This window comes from Legionella drozanskii LLAP-1, from assembly GCF_001467585.1.
GTDB lineage: Bacteria > Pseudomonadota > Gammaproteobacteria > Legionellales > Legionellaceae > Tatlockia > Tatlockia drozanskii.
This window is the reverse complement of record NZ_LNXY01000020.1, coordinates 124,011-140,646: the sequence shown is the minus strand read 5'-3', so window position 1 is coordinate 140,646 and position 16,636 is coordinate 124,011. Positions and strand designations below refer to the sequence as shown.

The following is a 16,636-nucleotide window of genomic DNA, read 5'->3' as shown; positions in this document are numbered from 1 at the left end:
AAGATCTAAACAACCACCTAGGAACCAACTGAAATCATCTCTTTTACCACACCATAGGGTGGGTTTAAAAGCTGGCTTTCAATTCGCCCCTTACTTTTTCTTTGGCGCTAACACCATCAGTAATTGACGACCTTCACGTTTTGCTTGCTGTTCAAGGACTGCAAATTCAGCAGTATCTCGTTGCAAACGCTCCATGATTTTCATGCCAATGTCCTGATGAGCCATCTCTCTACCGCGAAAACGCAGTGTGATTTTGACTTTGTCGCCATGATTTAGGAAACGGATCAGGTTGCGTAGCTTTACCTGATAATCTCCCTCTTCCGTTGTTGGACGGAATTTAAGCTCTTTGACTTGAATTTGCTTCTGCTTTTTCTTGGCTTCAGCCTGTTTTTTACTCACTTCAAAGAGGAATTTACCATAATCCATAATACGGCAGACAGGAGGTCTGGCTGTTGGTGATATTTCAACCAAATCAAAACCACCTTCTTCTGCTGTGCGTAGGGCTTCTCGCGTTGATACAATTCCCACCTGATTGCCATCGACATCAATTAAGCGTACCTCAGGTACATTGATTTGTTCATTAATCCGCGCGCGATCACTGTCACGCTTATTTGATGCACTAATAGTTCGATCCTCCAAGTAGGTTATCTTTTTCAAGGCGGCCTTTTGCAGCAATTTCTTGATGCAAGTGCTCGCAAATTGTATCTATGCGCATTACGCCCAAATCAGTTCCTTCACGAGTTCGTACAGCGACTGAGTCACTTTCGACTTCTTTATCACCAACCACGAGCAAATAAGGAACTTTTTGCATAGTGTGCTCGCGGATTTTAAAGCCAATCTTCTCATTTCTCAAGTCAAAATTTGCACGAACACCCTGCTTTTGTAAAATATTAGTGATTTTTCGCACGAAATCATGCTGTTTTTCACTTATTGGGAGGACCGCTACTTGCGATGGAGCCAACCAAAGGGGTAAACGTCCTGCGTAATGCTCGATTAAAATTCCCATAAATCGCTCAAAAGAACCTAAGATCGCACGGTGCAGCATCACAGGGATTTGTTTTGACCCGTCCTCAGCAACATAGAGAGCACCTAAACGGTCAGGCATCGAAAAATCAACTTGGATTGTACCACACTGCCAAATTCGCCCTAAGCAATCCGCAAGGGAGCATTCGATCTTAGGGCCGTAAAAAGCCCCTTCGCCAGGTGCATCTATCCAAGTAATGTTGTGACCATTCATTGCATCTTTTAATGCGTTTTCAGCCTTATCCCAAATTTCATCGCTACCTACTCTTTTCTCTGGTCGCAAAGCTAATCGGTACTTAATTTCCGTGAAGCCAAAATCAGTATAAACTGATTTGACTAATTCAAGCATCATTGCTACTTCGGATTGAATTTGCTCTTCTGTACAGAAAATATGTGCATCATCTTGCACCATATTGCGAACACGCATCAAACCATGTAGTGCTCCGGAAGGTTCGCAGCGATGACAATTACCAAACTCAGAGAGTCTCATCGGTAAATCGCGATAACTTCTTAATCCTTGATTATAAACCTGTACATGGCAAGGGCAATTCATTGGTTTGACCGCATATTGACGATTTTCGGTCTCGGTAACAAACATTTCTTCGCGAAAATTTTCCCAATGACCCGATTTTTCCCATAACACTTTATCAACTAATTGGGGAGTTCTAATTTCTTGATATCCGAAATCTTTTAAACGGCCGCGCATATATTGCTCAAGCAGCTGATAGACAATCCAACCATTGGGGTGCCAAAAGACCATACCGGGTGCGATGTCTTGAAAATGAAAGAAATCGAGGGCCTTTCCGAGTTTTCGGTGATCCCGTTTTTCTGCTTCTTCGAGTCGATGTAAATAATCGGCCAAAGCTTTTTTATCCGCCCAGGCTGTTCCGTAAATTCGCTGTAACATTTCGTTACGAGCATCTCCACGCCAATAAGCACCAGCTACTTTAGTGAGTTTAAATGCTTTTAAGCGGCCTGTAGAGGGTACATGAGGACCTCGACAAAGATCTTCAAAATCGCCTTGCTGGTAGAGAGAGATCACATCTCCTGCAGGGATGTCGGCAATAATCTTCGCTTTATATTCTTCGCCCATATTACGGAAATAATCGATCGCTTCATCACGCGGCATTTCACGACGAACGACAGGATAATCGGCCTTCGCTAATTGCTGCATTTTTTCTTCTATTTGCTCTAAGTCTTCTGGAGTGAAAGGCCTGCCAAAAGCAAAATCATAATAAAATCCATCTTCAATCACTGGACCAATTGTAACCTGTGCGCTAGGGAATAAACTTTTAACTGCTTGAGCCAATAAGTGTGCAGTAGAATGGCGAATGACTTCCAAACTTTCCTTTTCTTGTTTTTCAGTGATAATCATCAGCTCACAGTCGCGAGAGATAGCATAGCTTGTGTCAACTAATTTTCCATCTACCTTGCCAGCCAAAGCGGCTTTTGCCAGTCCAGGACTGATACTATGCGCCACATCATGAACAGTTATAGTGTGTTCAAAGTGTTTAACACTTCCATCAGGTAATTTAATGTTCGGCATCTTGTTGTCCCTCCATTCCCCTGGCACACACGTCAAAGATTCAATGAGAAAAAAAAACCCTGCACAGCAGGGTTAGTTTGGTAGGCACGAGTGGGATCGAACCACCGACCACCACCATGTCAAGGTGGTGCTCTACCACTGAGCTACGTGCCTATTATTCGTTCTAGCATATCAAAGTGGCGATGATTATATAAAAGCTAGAATCACAAAGCAATAATTACTTGGATGATTGCTTTAACAAATAGATGTTTTGTACAAATAAAACTGGCTTTGTTGTTATAGTGCACGATGGTTTATCTAATTTTGTACAGACAGAGAACAGTTTTCTAAGTGTCTAATTAAATTATTTTTCTCATTTTTTATGATATTTTAGCATCAATGGTTTTTTTATCATTGAAAACTTATTAGATGAGGAGCCATTTCTTTCATCGTAAAATAAATTCGAGAACCCAATGAAAATATCTTTTAAACATCAAGCTATGGAAAAAAAGAATAGTGCAACCTGTTCAGTGACTGAATACGCTTTAAATCATGAAATGCTTGACGTAGCAATTGCTACGATCGCTGGTCGTTATCCTATTGAGCGTCGAACAGTTAATGAGCAATGTGATGAATTAGCCTATGTGTTTGAGGGTCGAGGTAAGATAGTAATCAATCATGAGGAATATACCTTATCTGCCGGTGATGTTGTTTTGATTGAGGCAGGTGAGAAATACTTCTGGGAAGGCAATATGAAACTATTCCTTTCTTGCAGGCCTGCTTGGAAAAAAGAACAGCATAAACTGGTTGATTAACCTCTCTCGCATAAACCGAACAACCGTTTATTTAAAAATAATAAATTGTTGTTACTTAAAATTCATACAAATAGGGAGCGAATCCCCTAAGTAGAGAGGCCTGAATGGATTGACATCGATTCAAGCCACAAAATTTCACGAGGTTTACTGCTATGGTTAAACCACTTTTTCCATAATTTGGACTTATCTGTAAACAATTTTTCCATCAGTTATACAGCTTTAAACTCTAGTTCGAAACTGATCCTTAAGTTTCGAACCGATTATTACACATCACCTTCCTTATCGCAACAATTAAAATCGAAAAGAAACCAAAAGTTTCGTTTTAAGGTAAATTTGCAGAAAATGAAACACTTTGTTACCATTTATCTACGTATCTATTTGGGGTTATTGCATCCATGGAAAAAGTCGACTTAACAAAACAGTTTGCTTGTCGCCTGCGGGATGCAATGATAGCTGCTGGATTTAACTCTCAACGCTCCACTTCCGGGGTCTGCATTCACAAATTAGCCGAAATCACTGGTTATTCAGTGCAAATTTGTCGCAAGTACCTTCGTGGAGAAGCTATTCCAGAACCTGTAAAGTTAGTTGATATCGCAGCAAAATTGCAGGTTTCACCAGGCTGGTTATTATTTGGCGATAGTCATAACGCTACTATGACTTCAGAAGATAAAATTATCATTACTAAGAATTTACTTCGCTATATTCTCACGCGTGCTGCGAGCCTCTATAATAACTCGCATTTAGGAGATGATGTCCCTGGTTTTCTGCTTGATTTAATCAATGATGTAAGTCAAATCAATGCCAGTGAAGAGCAATCTACAAAAATTATTGACTTGGCTTTGTCCTCGGTGAAGCACTTTAGTCATTAACATGGAGCCTGTTTGAGAGTTACTCATGGATACAAATTGCATAAACGCAATACCGCATCGGCTACTCTTTGGCCAATAACTTTTTTTTATTCTGCAACTCGCAGATCTTGCAACGAGGCTCGTGAACAATCCACATGATGATTTTTACAATATTGGCCAATATTGTGCCATTACTTGCCTCAAACACAGGTCGAATATGAAACATCAAACTAAGACTATTTCATGGCGGCTTCATCAGTAATGTGGTGGAGGCGTATGACATTTCCATCTGTTATTTTTTATCCAGTGAGCTATCGCGCGATACCGATTGCTGAAAAATCGCTATCAGTTTGTCACCCTTCAAGAGGAAAAACCCTCAGTTTGTTATAAATTACCAAAACCCAGGATTAATTAGCTCGCATAACGATTAGATGGATAAATACAGTTATTTGGTAAAGGAAAGAAAGCTTTTCGCGATCCTGATTCGGTTAATCAGGATCGCCAATTACTATACAGTAACGATTTCTTTATGAAACTCTGGAATATTGATTTGAGATGTGCTGTGGTGATCAAGCATGTGACAAGAATTTTGTCGTTTTACGGGATCTTTTTCCTTCGCACATTGCTCGAGGAAATTGTCGGTTGCTTGGTTGCTGGGAATATTGCTAGCAAATGATAATACTGGAATTAAGAAACCAATTACTAGTGCTATCTTCTTCATTAAATACCCTTTTAGTTGTTAAGTTAGGACTTAATCATCTAAAGAAAAAACTAAACTTATCATCTTCTTTAAATGCGCTTCATACTTTTTCCATGTCTAGTTTTTAGAGTACTCTGGTCAGGCATTTACTACTTTACACCATCATCCTCAGGAGCCTTATAGATACAAGACCTCTCTATCAACTGACGCATTATAACACAATAATACGTTTTTTCTCAAATGGGAAGGGGGAATCGTTTTGAGCTTGTTATCTGTCTTTTAACAATCATAGGAGAGTATTTTATACAATAATTAGCAACTTAATTGATTTGTAATAGATTAGGCTTCCGATGAAAACAACACTAAGGCAGCTACAGCAAAAAGCATCCCTAATGCTTGTCGAGAACTGACTCCTTGCTTGAGAAAGACGACGCACAGAATTAGAGTAATCAGCGGATACATTGACGTAATTAACACAACAGGCATTGCAGGGCCTTTACGTAGGGCTATGATGAAAAAAATGCAAGCGATGCCATTGGCAAATCCATTGAGCAAACCATAAACACTACCCTTGGCAGAAATTTCTGGTTTAAAATCAAGCAATGCCAAAGCTAGGAATCCAGCAACTAAAACCCCTAAACTTGAATAAAAGGTAATTGAAAGAGGATTGATAAAACTGGATGCTCTTGCCCCCCAATATCCCCAAGCGCCATACAACAAGAGTGCGATAATAGAGGGAAAATACCAAGTATGAATAGTCATTTTTGAATTCCAATTCTCCTGATTTCAGGATAATTTTACTTTTAGGCTAAAAGTTCACTGAGAATAACTGTCAGATAGGAAAAATAAAACCATTTTGAATGAAAACAGATAAATATCCTCAATATTTTTGTGTTTAAAATTAGAGACTGCTTTTATTGCTAGACTTATTCAGAGTAGGTAAGCTAACACTAATTAAATAGCGAGAAAGCCTATGACATCAAAAAACAAAGCTAACTTATTGTATCTTGATGATATTCAAGTAGGTCAATGTTTCATTAGTAATAGTTACACACTTGATACAGAGCAAGTTAAAACTTTTGCCAAGCAATTTGATCCACAGCCCTTTCATCTTGACGAAGAAGCCGCAAAAAATACCCTCTTTGGCCAGCTTATAGCGAGTGGATGGCACACTGCGGCAATTACCATGAAACTTTTAGTAGAAGCAGTAGGCTACCGTTTTGCTGGCGGTCTCATTGGTAAAAGGGGGGAGTTAAGTTGGCCTAATCCCACTTATCCTTCAGATTGCTTACATATCGAGGGTGAGGTTTTGGAAATTAAACCTTCGAAAACGCGTCCACAATGGGGAACAGTAAAAATTTGCAATCATACGATTAACCAAAAACAGCAAATAGTACAAATTTTAATTGCTGATGTGATGGTTATGCGCTCGACGAATACGATATGACCTATTTTTTTACTCAATTCCACTCGAGTCAGTGCTGACTTAAAATTTATCTCTGACCTTATTTACCTTTTTTAGGCTTTGTTTAAAGGTCTCGAGTAAAGCATCTAAACCCTCTCGATTCATTTCCACAAATTGGCTAGCACTTACGCCGTCTTCAAGCACCATATTAACTAAATTTTTTATGCCATCAAGTGCTTTGCTGATGTCTCCAGCCAATAGCGATAATTGATTTTTTCGCTCCTCTTTATATTCCAACTCATCATCATCGATTGCTTCAATTTTTACGTTGATCTCAGTTAAAAAGCCTTTTAATTTTTGATCTAAACGCAGGATATTATCATGCATTTCTTGCTCGACTGCGTTAATAAATATTGACGGTTTAAGTTGCTCTTTAACCATTTGATTTCTCCGAACATCATGCTTCAACAGCTAGTCTATTATAATCCTAGCGCTTTCCTAGCTATTTCGCCAGCAATAGGATCAATGGTATGATCGCCATTTTTTGAGCACAAAGCAAAAATTATGTTACTCAACTATTTATTTATTTTGGGCATTTGTGTGGAAGCTATGACAGGCGCTATTGCAGCAGGTCGAAAGAAAATGGATTTTTTTGGGGTTCTGTTAATCGCTTCTATCGCGGCATTGGGTGGAGGTACTGTACGTGATACACTTTTAAATACCTATCCCCTAACTTGGGTAGTCCATCCTGAATATCTTTTATACACTTCAGCCTGTGCTTTTTTAACTATTTTTATTGCTCATTCATTAGTGCGCATTATGAAGGTTTTTTTAATCCTTGATGCGCTGGGCTTATCTACTTTTGTGATTCTAGGTACGCAAAAAAGTCTTAGTAATGGTTTCTCACCTAGTGTCGCGATTCTTAGCGGGATGATTACCGGTATTTGCGGGGGAATGTTACGCGATATACTTTGTAATGATATTCCTTTAGTTCTTCGCAAAGAATTGTATGCAGTGATTGCACTTGCTGGCGCTTTATTATTTACCGTTTTGGCCCATTTTCACGTCGCAGACGAGCTCAATTTAGTGATTACTCTAATCGCTATTTTTTTGACTCGCTTATTAGCTATTTTGTTTCATATTGAGATCCCTAAATTTGACTATTCAGCCAGTTTACGGAAACGGAGTGATAAATAGCGTCTTTTTTCATTTCTCTCTACAGGCGCACAAATGCTACCACGAGGATTCGCCAACGGTATGTTAAGCAAAACCCAAATTAAAATTTTTAACGTTTTAATTCATACACACTTTGAATAGCATTAAACCGCATAAAATTGCTTATATGGCGCATCCCGATTTTATTTAGAAGACGGCAGGACTTTGTGTTTTCTAGCTGAGTGATCGCAATAATACGTTCTATTTTCAGTACATTGAATCCATAAGCTACACATGCTTTTACTGCTTCGCTAGCAAAACCTTTCTCCCAAAAGTCAGGGAAAAACATATATGAAATTTCTATTCCATCATCCGAATGGTGTAAACCACAAAGACCCATAATTTGCTGTGAAAATTTTTCAAAAACGACTAATAATCCAAAATTGTATAATTCCCAATGATTTTGTAAGTCAGCAATCCTTTGATGAATTATTTCATCAGTTAAAGTACCTCCAAGGAATTTCCGCACCGCTTCATTTCGCCACAAATTTTCCAGAATAGGAACATCTTTATTAGTTGGTTTTGTTAGCAATAGTCGAGTTGATTCTATTTCTTTTGCGTTATAGATTGTCAAAATAATCCTAATTACTTTATCGCTATGCAAATCTTTGCGGCTAAATCAGTGAATGGCTATTTTTTATGACTCAATTGTTAGGTTGCCGGTTTTTAGCAAAAGGTTGGGCCAAGGCTCAACTTACGCTGATTGAGCCTGGCCTCTCTGCTTTCGCGGAGAGCGAATACTTTAGATATCGCTTGAGCTTGTAGAAAGAATTTACAAGACAGATACTAAACTTCTTCCTTAATCTCGAGAATAGTCACTTCTTCTACTGGTACATCTGCATGACCTTTATGTTGACCTGTTTTGACTTTAGCAATAGCATCGACAACATCCATTCCTTCAACAACTTCACCGAATACACAATAACCATAACCCTGCGAATGTTCACCACTGAAATTGAGGAACGCATTATCAGCTACGTTAATAAAAAATTGTGCAGTAGCTGAATGAGGATCCATGGTTCTTGCCATAGCTATTGTACCGCGCTTATTGGGTTTCGCTTGTTTCGCTTCATTTTTTACAGGTGTTTCAGTTGCTTTCTGATCCATATCTGCAGTTAACCCGCCACCTTGGATCATAAATCCATCAATCACACGATGAAAAATCGTATTATTATAAAATCCATTACGGACATAATTTAGAAAATTCTCTACAGTGTTTGGCGCATTCTCTTTGTGCATTTCTATACGAATGTCACCCTTTGATGTGTTAATTAAAATCATTGAGTTCTCCTGTTTATTCTAAAATTAAGGCTAAGAGTTAAGTATAAGGTCGCGCATTTTAGCACAAACTTCATGCATTACATGGATATTGTGAATAGTCGCTAATGCTGTAAACAGATTGGCTTTCTGTTTGCTTAAATGATGTAAAAATGCACGGGAATGATGTTGGCAAGTATAGCAAGTACAGCTAGGCATAATGGGTGAAAAATCATTGGCGAAACAGGCTTTTTTTATCTGAATACGCTCATTTTCGTAGGGGCTGGCAAATCTTAACCAATTCCCATCTTTTACAATTTCCCCACAATACAAAGCGCCATGTCGAGCATTACGAGTAGGCGCTACACAGTCAAACATATCAATGCCTTCAGCGACTACATCCAGCAAATCTTGAGGCGACATACCAACACCCATTGTATAACGTGGTTTATTTTCAGGTAGATAGTCTTTAATCCAGCGAATGATATTGACCGTCATTTTCATATCAAAACCAACGGTCTCACCGCCTATGGCAATGCCGTCCGTGTTCATTGAGGCAACAAATTCCGCACTTTCCTGACGTAAATCCTCGTAAATACCACCCTGCACAATTCCGAATAACGCTTGGCTTGCACCATAGCGTGAGTTTGGATACTGCCGATGATAATTAATTGATTGTTTAAGCCAGCGATGAGTACGTCGCATGATGTGCTGAACTTCCTCACGAGAACAACTATCGGGAGTACATTGATCAAACGCCATAATAATATCTGCACCGATAATTTTCTGCGTTTCAAGTGACATTTCTGGAGTCATATGAATTAGACGGGTTGTACCTGGTAGACGAAAATGTGCTCCCTCTTCATCAATCGTACATATTTCTTTATTTCTAGATAAGCTAAAAACTTGGAATCCACCACTGTCCGTTAACATAGGTCCATGCCAACCCATAAACGAGTGCATGCCCCCTGCTTTTTCAATGACTTCCATACCTGGAGCACAAAGCATATGGTAAGTATTACCTCCCAGAATAATCTGGCTACCCGCCGCAACGAGCTCTCGCGGTGTCATATTATTCACTCCAGCGCGAGTTCCCACAGGCATAAACACCGGTGTTATAAAGTCACCATGTGGCGTGCTTACTCGTGTCACACGTGCTTTAGTAAAAGCATGATTCTTAATAAGCTCAGAATGAAACTTTTTCATATTGAGTGAATTGATCGTTACAATGGTTGGCGATGATAGCTAAGTGGCTGCTTATTTACCAGCACAGTAATCAATACTTATGGCTTTTTATCGATTAATCCGTAGCAATAAGCTTATTTAGCGACACTCTGATGACAGGTCATACATCCATAACCGGAATTAAACATAATTGTCTTATCAGGACCTAAAAATTCTTTTTGAAAATTAGTGACATTTTGTTGTGCATTAATTATTCGTTTTTCTAACATTTCTCGATAAGGCCATTGCGAATAATTTTTATCAAGCTTGGCATTGTTATAGACGGTGATGGCCGTTTTCCAATCACCGGATTTAACGAGCATATCACCCATATTCATAAAAAATCCTTCGAATCCAAATGGAGCAATCCAAGAATTCCAACAAACTCGTTTTTTACCCTCTTTGGATTGATTCGGGGCAAGAGAATAAACAGGATTACGGCGATCGATTTTCTGTCCTGAGCAGAGATCCAGCGTTTTCCATTGCCAGTCTAATGCCTCTTGGAAGAATTTAGAATCCGGGGGCAATGAAGTCATTGTGTAACCCGCAGTAAAATAGTTAAACTCTGGCCAACTGTGAATTGCAGTTTTTAACTTAAAATAAGCCCTTGTTTCTTCACGTGGATCGTGAAAAATTTTTCCCTCGATTAATTGAGCATCCCCCACAAATCCTTGATAAATTGGATTATTGGGATCTAATTGCAGGGCATCAGAGAGATATTTTTTTGATAATATTATTTCATTCGTAATAGTAGGAGGTATCGTTTTGTTGCGCTGACGCTCCGTAATCTTCCAGAGATGGAGCAGTCCGATATGGGCTGCCAGCGTGGGATCGTTGGGATTTTCTAAATAAGCAGCCATTAATAAGTAATCTACCTGAGGGATATCCTGATAATTACCCTGATGCAAGGTTTCCCAGAAATAATTTTGTGCTTTATTAGCAAGCTCGCTGTGTGAAGCAATTGCTTGTTTCTTTGGTGTGGATAAAACAGAAATTTGCTCACAGGCAGTTAAACCGCAAATAATGATACTTAAATTAAGCGAGTAAAATAACCGCATGATGTCCTTCTTAGCGGAAGAGTATTTTGTTTTTTATATAGCATTTACAAATGAAGATAGCAACTTAAGCTGGCTTCTCAGCGCTGTTCTAACCTTAGTAGTTGTTGACGTAATATCCAAAAAACTGGGATAGCGACTATTAATAAAAAGGCAAAAAATAACGCAGCCCAAGCAGGCATTGATAATCCTAACCATTGCCAAGAAATTTCAGCACAATCGCCTGTGCCCCACAAAAGAGAATGCATCACATCTTTCCAGGGAAAATAACGAATCAGTACATCTAATCCTGGCATACAACTGGGGGCTTGCCCGACAGGCAGGGATTGTAGCCAAAGTTGGCGACTGGCAAAAAATAAACCGCAGCCAGCAACGATAAATTGTAAGCAAGCAACGACCTTCCCTCCCTTTAAACTGCGAATATTTATCCCGATAAAACAAATCATAAATAGCAACGATACACATAATCGTTGCATCAAGCATAATGGACAAGGGGGTAATCCCTTTACATATTGAAAGTAAAACGAACTAACCAACACAAGAAAACTTAAAAAGGTCAATAAGATCTGCCAGCGTTTATAAGTGAGTTTAGTCATGATTGTGGCAACATATACTGTATAGCATTTTTAATCTCCTCATCGCTGCATTGCATGCAGGTACCTCTCATTGGCATTGCATTGAGTCCTTTGATTGCTGAAGTAACAAGGCCATCCAAAGCTTGTTTGTCTAGACGTGGCTGCCAATCTTCTTTCACTCCGAATTTAGGCGCACCCGCTAATCCATCACGATGACATGTGGAACAGTATTGTTCATACGTCGCTTGTCCGGCAGTATTAGTCGAGCCAGTGTCTGAAGAACTTTGCACAGGTTTTTTAGTCGACGTGCTATCTTGCGTCGCTATACGTACTTGGCCAATCGGTTTAATACGCTCTTCTATTTGCTGTTTATCTGGAGCCACCAGAGCAAAAATATTTAGTGATAAAGCAGCAATTAAGAAGAAAAAACTATAACGCATGATCAAACCCTCTACTACGAATCCAAAAATGATACCGGCAAGCACGCCGTATTTCCAGCTTGTCTTCATTTTTTGTATTGATCTGCTATAGTTTTTTAATCCGGCAATTTGCTCATCTAGAACCCGATTTGGCAGCGATTTCTTATAAAAATCAAGCAAATTGGTTTTTTAGGGACAAGATTATCATTGCTTATATTGGGAATGCGAATTTTTAAGTTTTTTTGGACTAGCCCTGCCGTTTAGGCGTATAAGGAGATCTGTTTCATGAAACCCATGGCCACTATCGCAAAAAAACTTGGGAGCCAATTTCCTATTATCCAAGCACCTATGGCAGGATCAACCACTCCTCTTCTAGTTGCAGCGGTGTCTAATGCGGGTGGTTTAGGTTCGCTTGGTGGGGCTTATATGCAAGCGGAAGCCCTCAGGGACGCTATTCGCAAAATTCGTGAATTAACTGATCATTCTTTTTCTATTAATCTTTTTATACCGAATGAACATCCGGCCTCAGCACAGCAGGAGCAAATTCTGCAATCTTGCAAAATGATAGAACAAGCAAGCCCTGAGTTAAATTATAAAACGCATCCAGTTCCTGCGCCCTATTCGCCTGATTTTGAAGAGCAAATGCAGGTGATTATTGAGGAAAAAGTCCCCGTTTTCAGTTTTATTTTTGGATTACTCTCCGAAACCTGGATAACGAAACTAAAAAAGAATAAAACGATAATAATCGGTACAGCAACGAATGTTCCCGAAGCCATTTTGCTTGAAAAATCAGACATCGATATGATTGTCGCGCAAGGTAGTGAAGCAGGGGGGCATCGCGGTACTTTTATCGGTGATGAAGAGGACGGCTTAATTGGCCTATTCAGCTTATTGCCTCAACTGGTTGAACAGATAAAAATTCCGATTATTGCAGCAGGGGGCATTATGAATGGAAAAGGAATAGCTGCTGCGCATTTGTTAGGTGCTTCTGCAGTGCAAATGGGAACTGCTTTTTTAACCTGTAACGAATCAGAAATTTCTACAAAATATAAACAACTCCTATTAGAGACTAAAAAAGATAGCACTGTCTTAACTTCAGCATTTTCAGGAAGATTCGCTCGTGGTATAAAAAACAAATTTATTGAGCGCATGTCTAATCATAAAAAATACATACTTCCCTTTCCTATCCAAAATGCAATGACGCGGGGAATGCGTAACGAAGCAGGAAAACAAAACTGTACTGATTTTATGTCATTGTGGGCAGGACAATCCGCTAATTTATGTAGAGAAATTTCTGTCGCTAAATTGATGCGAGAATTAGTTGAAGAGTGTAGTCAATTTAACTGCTTATAAATTCAAGCTATTTTCTGAGAGGATTGTTGTTGATCATACTCCGCATAGCTTTTATCTTTGCAATTAAAAAATACTCGAAAATTTAGATGATAATTATGATAAAATCGCTGCCTTGACTGAAAAGTTTTTACAACTTAGAAGCATAAGTAAACCTTGATCCCGCTTCGCTGCATCAAGACTACACTTGCTTATAAGCAATGAATCTATGTGACAGCAAATTTATCATTAGAAAATATTGAGAATTTAAAAACTTAACCCTTAACCGAAAAGGAGGCGTTTGTGAGCTATAGCAATATTGAAGAGCGTTTAGGTGTTATTGAAGCACGCCTTGCTATGATCGAAAATCAATTAGCGTTAAATGCTCCAAGCAAACTTGCTAAGCAAACGCCAAAACTGATGCAACCCTCCTCTACCGACAAATCCCAACCTGCTAGAGCAGGCAACTGGCTTGGTATAGTCGCTGTGGTTTGCTTCATCCTTGCTGCAGGTTTTATTATTAAGCTTTCCATTCAATCCGGTTGGCTAACTCCCCAAAAACAACTCGCTTTTGCCATTCTATTTGGTCTTGCTCTTATCACCACGGGCATTAAATTGTTTGAATACGACCTCACTTATGCCAGTTTGTTGCCCGCAGCGGGAGCTATTATTTTGTATCTTACCGTTTTTGCTGGCTACGCCTTTTATTATCTTATTTCATTTCAAACCGCAATTGCGCTGACAAGCTTTATCTCTGGATTTTGCATTTGGCTTTACGTAAAAATCAAACACGATCTTTATGCCATTATTGCCGCATTAGGTGCTTTTTTAGGTCCTCTTCTTTTAGAGTTCGATTCTAATGCCGTATTTTCCTTGTATTATTTCATTATTTGCTCGTTAACTTTCGCAACACTTTCTGTCTGGGTTCAAACACGCACATTAACTGTAATTTCTGCTTATTTGGCTATTACAGTCACTTCTTATATTGGGTTTCAACTCAATCAGGATGGTTTAATTGCTGTCGTTCTCGCCATATATTATTTGATCTATTCACTCGGTACTTATTTTCATACTCAGCTAACCCATAAACAATTGACTGAGAAAGAAGCGTGGAGCTTTTTGCCTGTTTTATTGATTTTTTATGCAATGGAATATTATTTCCTTGATCGCATTCAGCCAGTCCTTGCTCCATGGATTTCATTAGGGTTTGCAGCTCTTCTCATCTGGCTTTATTTATCAGCAACAAGATGGTTTTCTGAACGACTTTATAATAGTCGTTTAGTGATTTTAACCTTTTCGACTATCGTGGGATTTCATTCCATTTATCTTGAACTTTTGCCTCTTATTTTTCGACCCTGGTTATTTATTATTATTGTTCTTGGATATAGTCTTTATGTTAAGTTCGCCCAGTTTAAATTTACTCGCGTTTTTCTTATTCCTTTAACCGCTTTGGTTATTATTTTAGGAATTGAATACATTAATATCTTAAGTCATCTCGCGGGACAATTTAGTATACCGTGGTTTATCGTCGGATTCGCCGCTTTTGCAAGTATTTGGACAGCTCTGCTCCTTCATCATGATTACTTTACTTTAAAAGATGAATACAGCTATTATTTTGTTCTGGTTGCTGCACATTTACTTGGAATAGCCTGGCTTTATCAACTGACTAATGATTATGGCTCTCTTGCTGTCTCGGCATCTTGGCTTTTTTATGCAATGTGCGTAATCGGTTTTGCCTTTATTCGCCAAGATAAGATAATGGCTAAATCGGCCCTCTTTATCTTAAGTTTTGCCGCGATTAAAGCACTATTTTATGACGCTTCCTCAACACCCACCATTGTACGTATTTTAAGCTTGATACTTACTGGTATTGTTCTTTATGGGTCTGGATTTCTTATCAGGAAAATGACGGAGTGGAAACACTAGCACGGATAATCGCTTTGTATACCTAGAAGTGATAAGGCAAAGGAATGGCAAAGTACGATCAGCGAAATACGCTCACTCAAAAGAAATTCAATGTACTCTCTAGCAAAATAAGGGATGAACTCCCTTTTTTTATTCATCAAGCTATGCAGCAATATTTTGATGTGCGGGTCAAACAATCCTGGCAGGACAAGCATATTCTCAAAGGAAAAATACCCACAGCGAACTCGTTGATTTTTTCGAGTAATGATTATCTGCATATTAGCAATCATCCTAAGCTGATCCGAGCGCAAATTAACGCCATGAAAAAACATGGGAATGGTCAGATGCAATCGCCTGTATTTTTAAGCGATGAAAGTTTGCTCTCAACTTGTGAACAGCAATTTGCTCAATTTATTCACTATCCAGCTACCTTGCTCACTCAATCCGGCTGGTGTGCTAACATTGGTTTAATCCAAGCCCTTGCTTCGCATGGTTTACCGGTTTATTTGGATTTTTATGCGCATATGTCATTTTGGGAAGGAGTCAAGGCAGCGAATGCTAAGCCTGTACCTTTTCAACATAATTCAGTACAATCTTTACGCAATCGTCTGAAGCGCTATGGCTCTGGTATTATCGCAGTAGATTCAATTTACAGTTCAACTGGGACCATCAGTCCGTTACTTGAATATGTGCAACTTGCGAGAGAATTTGATTGCTTACTCATCGTCGACGAATCTCACTCCTTGGGGACACATGGGCCACAAGGTAGCGGGTTAGTCGCAGAGCTCGGTTTATCATCAGAGGTTGATATCATCACAGCAAGTCTTGCTAAAGCCTTCTCTGGCCGAGGGGGCTTGGTCGCAGCGAATCATGATTTGATAGAGCTGATTCGTTATACTTCTTTACCCACCATCTTTAGCTCAGCACTAGCCCCTCATGATTTAGCAGGGTTTTGCGCTGCACTTTCTATTATTGCTAATGAAGAGTGGCGACGCGACAAACTACATGATAACGCATCCTTTTTACGTAATAAGCTATTACAACTTGGTTTTTATATAGGTGAGAGTAATTCGCAGATTATTCCACTCATTACGGGCAGTGAAGCCAATACCATTTGGCTTCGCAATGAACTTGAAAAGGAAGATCTTCATGGCTCCGTATTCTGTGCCCCGGCAACACCTAAAAATAAAGCTTTAATTCGACTATCAATCTCTGCTCATCATTGCCAAAAAGAGTTGGCTAAAGTCGTTGATTGCCTGGCAAGCTTGGATAGAAAAAAAGGGCAATTGCCTTTTTTTGGTTATACCGCGCAGCAGTAATTGTTGATCGGGCACCGAATTT

Annotated in this window: 18 protein-coding genes and 1 tRNA gene; 7 read left to right on the top strand and 12 right to left on the bottom strand. The window is 39.2% G+C overall.

Annotation, left to right across the window (positions count from 1 at the left end):
* Nucleotides 1–90 precede the first annotated feature (90 nt).
* The 3 genes from infC to Ldro_RS04975 form a co-directional block, all read right to left on the bottom strand.
* Nucleotides 91–624: a translation initiation factor IF-3 gene (infC, locus tag Ldro_RS04985; RefSeq protein WP_083497930.1), complete on the bottom strand. Its 534-nt coding sequence runs from the start codon at nt 622–624 to the stop codon at nt 91–93.
* On the bottom strand, nt 620–2,569 hold the full coding sequence (gene thrS / locus Ldro_RS04980; protein ID WP_058495314.1) for a threonine--tRNA ligase: 1,950 nt from the start codon (nt 2,567–2,569) through the stop codon (nt 620–622). The genes infC and thrS overlap by 5 nt, the downstream gene beginning before the upstream one ends.
* 78 nt (nt 2,570–2,647) lie before the next feature.
* Nucleotides 2,648–2,722, bottom strand: a tRNA-Val gene (locus Ldro_RS04975).
* 299 nt (nt 2,723–3,021) lie between these two features.
* Here Ldro_RS04975 and Ldro_RS04970 point away from each other — a divergent pair.
* Together Ldro_RS04970 and Ldro_RS04965 are read left to right on the top strand one after the other, a co-directional pair.
* The gene (locus Ldro_RS04970) at nt 3,022–3,363 is read left to right on the top strand and encodes a cupin domain-containing protein (protein WP_058495313.1); all 342 of its coding nucleotides are present in this window, start codon (nt 3,022–3,024) and stop codon (nt 3,361–3,363) included.
* Nucleotides 3,364–3,758: 395 nt separating this feature from the next.
* Complete coding sequence (locus tag Ldro_RS04965; RefSeq protein WP_058495312.1) at nt 3,759–4,232, top strand: helix-turn-helix domain-containing protein; 474 nt, start codon at nt 3,759–3,761, stop codon at nt 4,230–4,232.
* A 487-nt stretch (nt 4,233–4,719) separates the two neighbouring features.
* On the opposite strand, the gene Ldro_RS04960 is transcribed toward Ldro_RS04965, so the two are convergent.
* On the bottom strand, nt 4,720–4,932 hold the full coding sequence (locus Ldro_RS04960) for a hypothetical protein (protein ID WP_058495311.1): 213 nt from the start codon (nt 4,930–4,932) through the stop codon (nt 4,720–4,722).
* Between the two features lie 318 nt (nt 4,933–5,250).
* Nucleotides 5,251–5,673 carry an EamA family transporter gene (locus Ldro_RS04955; RefSeq protein ID WP_058495310.1) on the bottom strand — a complete coding sequence of 141 codons (423 nt, stop codon included), beginning with the start codon at nt 5,671–5,673 and terminating at the stop codon, nt 5,251–5,253.
* A gap of 211 nt (nt 5,674–5,884) precedes the next feature.
* Between Ldro_RS04955 and Ldro_RS04950 the strand changes: the two genes are divergently transcribed.
* Nucleotides 5,885–6,358, top strand: coding sequence for a MaoC family dehydratase (locus Ldro_RS04950; RefSeq protein ID WP_058495309.1), 474 nt, complete (start codon nt 5,885–5,887; stop codon nt 6,356–6,358).
* 39 nt (nt 6,359–6,397) lie between these two features.
* Here Ldro_RS04950 and Ldro_RS04945 read toward each other — a convergent pair whose 3' ends face one another.
* Nucleotides 6,398–6,757: a hypothetical protein gene (locus Ldro_RS04945; protein ID WP_058495308.1), complete on the bottom strand. Its 360-nt coding sequence runs from the start codon at nt 6,755–6,757 to the stop codon at nt 6,398–6,400.
* A gap of 123 nt (nt 6,758–6,880) precedes the next feature.
* Between Ldro_RS04945 and Ldro_RS04940 the strand changes: the two genes are divergently transcribed.
* Nucleotides 6,881–7,513: a trimeric intracellular cation channel family protein gene (locus tag Ldro_RS04940; RefSeq protein ID WP_058495307.1), complete on the top strand. Its 633-nt coding sequence runs from the start codon at nt 6,881–6,883 to the stop codon at nt 7,511–7,513.
* Nucleotides 7,514–7,601: 88 nt separating this feature from the next.
* Here the strand turns inward: Ldro_RS04940 and Ldro_RS04935 are convergent, their stop codons facing one another.
* From Ldro_RS04935 to Ldro_RS04910, 6 genes are all read right to left on the bottom strand, one after another.
* Nucleotides 7,602–8,105: a GNAT family N-acetyltransferase gene (locus Ldro_RS04935; protein WP_058495306.1), complete on the bottom strand. Its 504-nt coding sequence runs from the start codon at nt 8,103–8,105 to the stop codon at nt 7,602–7,604.
* Nucleotides 8,106–8,317: 212 nt separating this feature from the next.
* A complete protein-coding gene (locus tag Ldro_RS04930) occupies nt 8,318–8,812 on the bottom strand; it encodes a peptidylprolyl isomerase (RefSeq protein WP_058495305.1) in 495 nt (164 codons plus the stop codon).
* 30 nt (nt 8,813–8,842) lie between these two features.
* Entirely contained in the window at nt 8,843–9,994 is a 1,152-nt protein-coding gene (tgt, locus tag Ldro_RS04925) for a tRNA guanosine(34) transglycosylase Tgt (RefSeq protein WP_058495304.1), read from the bottom strand.
* A 113-nt stretch (nt 9,995–10,107) separates the two neighbouring features.
* Nucleotides 10,108–11,070, bottom strand: a complete 963-nt coding sequence (locus Ldro_RS04920) for a hypothetical protein (protein ID WP_058495303.1) — start codon at nt 11,068–11,070, stop codon at nt 10,108–10,110.
* Between the two features lie 77 nt (nt 11,071–11,147).
* Nucleotides 11,148–11,663: a disulfide bond formation protein B gene (locus tag Ldro_RS04915; RefSeq protein ID WP_058495302.1), complete on the bottom strand. Its 516-nt coding sequence runs from the start codon at nt 11,661–11,663 to the stop codon at nt 11,148–11,150.
* Nucleotides 11,660–12,151 carry a c-type cytochrome gene (locus Ldro_RS04910; RefSeq protein WP_238583968.1) on the bottom strand — a complete coding sequence of 164 codons (492 nt, stop codon included), beginning with the start codon at nt 12,149–12,151 and terminating at the stop codon, nt 11,660–11,662. Before Ldro_RS04910 ends, Ldro_RS04915 begins: the two co-directional genes overlap by 4 nt.
* A gap of 195 nt (nt 12,152–12,346) precedes the next feature.
* Between Ldro_RS04910 and Ldro_RS04905 the strand changes: the two genes are divergently transcribed.
* The 3 genes from Ldro_RS04905 (at nt 12,347) to cqsA (ending at nt 16,614) form a co-directional block, all read left to right on the top strand.
* Nucleotides 12,347–13,414, top strand: coding sequence for an NAD(P)H-dependent flavin oxidoreductase (locus Ldro_RS04905; protein ID WP_058495301.1), 1,068 nt, complete (start codon nt 12,347–12,349; stop codon nt 13,412–13,414).
* Nucleotides 13,415–13,693: 279 nt separating this feature from the next.
* On the top strand, nt 13,694–15,316 hold the full coding sequence (locus tag Ldro_RS04900) for a DUF2339 domain-containing protein (protein ID WP_131764348.1): 1,623 nt from the start codon (nt 13,694–13,696) through the stop codon (nt 15,314–15,316).
* A gap of 44 nt (nt 15,317–15,360) precedes the next feature.
* On the top strand, nt 15,361–16,614 hold the full coding sequence (gene cqsA / locus Ldro_RS04895; protein ID WP_083497896.1) for an alpha-hydroxyketone-type quorum-sensing autoinducer synthase: 1,254 nt from the start codon (nt 15,361–15,363) through the stop codon (nt 16,612–16,614).
* Nucleotides 16,615–16,636 lie beyond the last annotated feature (22 nt).

Bases quoted from the DNA above. Each gene is read 5' to 3' on its own strand.
- Ldro_RS04915 (WP_058495302.1), bottom strand. From the start codon at position 11,663: ATGACTAAACTCACTTATAAACGCTGGCAGATCTTATTGACCTTTTTA.
- Ldro_RS04965 (WP_058495312.1), top strand. From the start codon at position 3,759: ATGGAAAAAGTCGACTTAACAAAACAGTTTGCTTGTCGCCTGCGGGAT.
- thrS (WP_058495314.1), bottom strand. From the start codon at position 2,569: ATGCCGAACATTAAATTACCTGATGGAAGTGTTAAACACTTTGAACAC.
- tgt (WP_058495304.1), bottom strand. From the start codon at position 9,994: ATGAAAAAGTTTCATTCTGAGCTTATTAAGAATCATGCTTTTACTAAA.
- Ldro_RS04905 (WP_058495301.1), top strand. From the start codon at position 12,347: ATGAAACCCATGGCCACTATCGCAAAAAAACTTGGGAGCCAATTTCCT.
- Ldro_RS04960 (WP_058495311.1), bottom strand. From the start codon at position 4,932: ATGAAGAAGATAGCACTAGTAATTGGTTTCTTAATTCCAGTATTATCA.
- Ldro_RS04950 (WP_058495309.1), top strand. From the start codon at position 5,885: ATGACATCAAAAAACAAAGCTAACTTATTGTATCTTGATGATATTCAA.
- Ldro_RS04970 (WP_058495313.1), top strand. From the start codon at position 3,022: ATGAAAATATCTTTTAAACATCAAGCTATGGAAAAAAAGAATAGTGCA.
- Ldro_RS04930 (WP_058495305.1), bottom strand. From the start codon at position 8,812: ATGATTTTAATTAACACATCAAAGGGTGACATTCGTATAGAAATGCAC.
- Ldro_RS04955 (WP_058495310.1), bottom strand. From the start codon at position 5,673: ATGACTATTCATACTTGGTATTTTCCCTCTATTATCGCACTCTTGTTG.
- Ldro_RS04940 (WP_058495307.1), top strand. From the start codon at position 6,881: ATGTTACTCAACTATTTATTTATTTTGGGCATTTGTGTGGAAGCTATG.
- Ldro_RS04920 (WP_058495303.1), bottom strand. From the start codon at position 11,070: ATGCGGTTATTTTACTCGCTTAATTTAAGTATCATTATTTGCGGTTTA.
- cqsA (WP_083497896.1), top strand. From the start codon at position 15,361: ATGGCAAAGTACGATCAGCGAAATACGCTCACTCAAAAGAAATTCAAT.
- Ldro_RS04945 (WP_058495308.1), bottom strand. From the start codon at position 6,757: ATGGTTAAAGAGCAACTTAAACCGTCAATATTTATTAACGCAGTCGAG.
- Ldro_RS04910 (WP_238583968.1), bottom strand. From the start codon at position 12,151: ATGAAGACAAGCTGGAAATACGGCGTGCTTGCCGGTATCATTTTTGGA.